The organism is Pseudonocardia pini, from assembly GCF_013870575.1.
Classification (GTDB): domain Bacteria; phylum Actinomycetota; class Actinomycetes; order Mycobacteriales; family Pseudonocardiaceae; genus Pseudonocardia; species Pseudonocardia pini.
In genome coordinates, this window is sequence record NZ_JACBXB010000988.1 from 1 (window position 1) to 1684 (window position 1684).

Consider the following 1684-nt stretch of genomic DNA (forward strand, 5'->3'; position numbering starts at 1 on the left):
GTCGACGGGTGCGGAGAGCGGGTGGGAGAACGGGGTGGCCTGGGGCGCGCCGACGGCGGTCGGAGCAGGTGCGGCGGCGAACCGGGGGGTCTCGACGGGGGCCTGGGGAGCGGCCGTGAGCGTCACGGCCGCGATCGACGTCGTCGAGAGGGTGCCGAGCACCGTCCCGGTCATCGCGACCCGTGCCACCTGGGACATTCGCATGCCGACCGCTCCGTTCCTTCGTGGTCCGTCACGAGGGAGATCGTCGGCCGGCAGGAGGTGTTAGCCCGTTCGTCGTAGTGATCCCCGATCGGGTGGCGGCGAACGGACGCGGGGCAGTGGTGGCAGTACCACTCTTCGGCATGGGGCAGCACGGGGAGCGTTTCGGGGGCTCGCAGCATGTATCCCCGCTCTCCGACCGAGCACTCTTCTCCCTGACGCCGGAAACGCCGGCAGACCCGGAAGGACCCCGACCATGCTCCCCGTGCCGAACCCGACTCGGACCGCCGCCGCGCAGGACCTCGCGCGGATCGACCGGCTGGGCCGGGCCGCCGCGGCCGGGGACCGGGCGGCGTGCGAGGAGCTGATGGCGGCCCTGCACCCGCCGGTGCTGCGGTACTGCCGGTCCCGGCTGGCCACGGGCGCCGGGGACGCCACCTCGGCCGAGGACATGGCGCAGGACACGCTGATCGCCCTGCTCAAGGCACTGCCGACGTTCGACCACAACGGCGGGCCGCTGCTCGCGTTCGCCTTCACCATCGCCCGCAACAAGATCATCGACACGGTCCGCCGCAGCCGGATCTCCCGCATCGACCTCACGGACACGGTGCCGGACTCCCTGCAGACGGGCGACGCCCCGGACGAGCTGACCGTGCAGGCCGAGCAGGCCGCCATGGTGCAGCGGCTGCTGGGCAGGCTGCCCGAGCGGCACCGTGACGTGCTGCGCCTGCGGCTGATCGAGGGCCGCTCGGCGATCGAGACCGCCGCGCTGCTCGGCTCCACGCCGGGGTCGGTGCGGGTCACCCAGCACCGCGCGCTCACCGCGCTGCGCCGCTACCTCGCCGACCGTCCGGTGCCGCGGGAGCAGATGGCGCTCGCGGGCTGACCACAGACCATCCGTCGACGCTGGGGAGCGGTCGACGGCCCTCCGTCGGCGCTGGGGAGCAGCCGACAGGACGGGGGAACGGCGCGCGCCGGCTCTGGGACGAGGGGTCCAGAGCCGGCGCGAGTCGTGTCCGGGGTCGCGTCAGTCGTCGTCGTCCGGCGTGTCCGGGGTGTCGGGGGTGTGCGGGCTGTCGGGGGTGTGCGGGCTGTCGGGCGTGAGGTGGTCGTCGTCGGGGGAGTCGAAGGGGGACTCGGGGGAGTCCAGGGGGCTCTCGAACGGCGAGTCGACCGACTCGGGGGAGTCGTCGACGTGGGCCACCGGCGCGACGGTCGGGGCTGCGGGGTCCGCGGCGCCGACGCTGATCGGCCGCACGGGCTCGGTGCTCGGGCCCGCGTCGGCGTTGGCCACCGCGGCCCCGCCGAGGCCCAGCCCGGCGACGGTGGCGCCGATCGCGACGATCTTCCAGGTGCGCTGCATGGTGTGTCCTTCCGGAGGTCTCTCGCTGACGGGACCCAGAGTTCCGGCCGGCGGTGAGGGGGCCGGGAGAGCGCGATGAGCGCTCTCTCATGCCGCCCACGAGCGGGCGACGGCGAGCGC

At 74.4% G+C, this 1684-nt stretch carries 3 protein-coding genes; 1 reads left to right on the top strand and 2 read right to left on the bottom strand.

The features are described 5' to 3' along the window. Nucleotides 1–204: superantigen-like protein SSL4 (locus H5J29_RS31675; RefSeq protein WP_220188185.1), on the bottom strand; the 204-nt coding region annotated here is incomplete at its 3' end. A gap of 253 nt (nucleotides 205–457) precedes the next feature. On the opposite strand from H5J29_RS31675, the gene H5J29_RS31680 reads away from it, so the two are divergent. Beyond that, the gene (locus H5J29_RS31680) at nucleotides 458–1087 is read left to right on the top strand and encodes a sigma-70 family RNA polymerase sigma factor (RefSeq protein ID WP_181784601.1); all 630 of its coding nucleotides are present in this window, start codon (nucleotides 458–460) and stop codon (nucleotides 1085–1087) included. A 141-nt stretch (nucleotides 1088–1228) separates the two neighbouring features. Here the strand turns inward: H5J29_RS31680 and H5J29_RS31685 are convergent, their stop codons facing one another. After that, on the bottom strand, nucleotides 1229–1564 hold the full coding sequence (locus tag H5J29_RS31685) for a hypothetical protein (RefSeq protein WP_181784602.1): 336 nt from the start codon (nucleotides 1562–1564) through the stop codon (nucleotides 1229–1231). Nucleotides 1565–1684 lie beyond the last annotated feature (120 nt).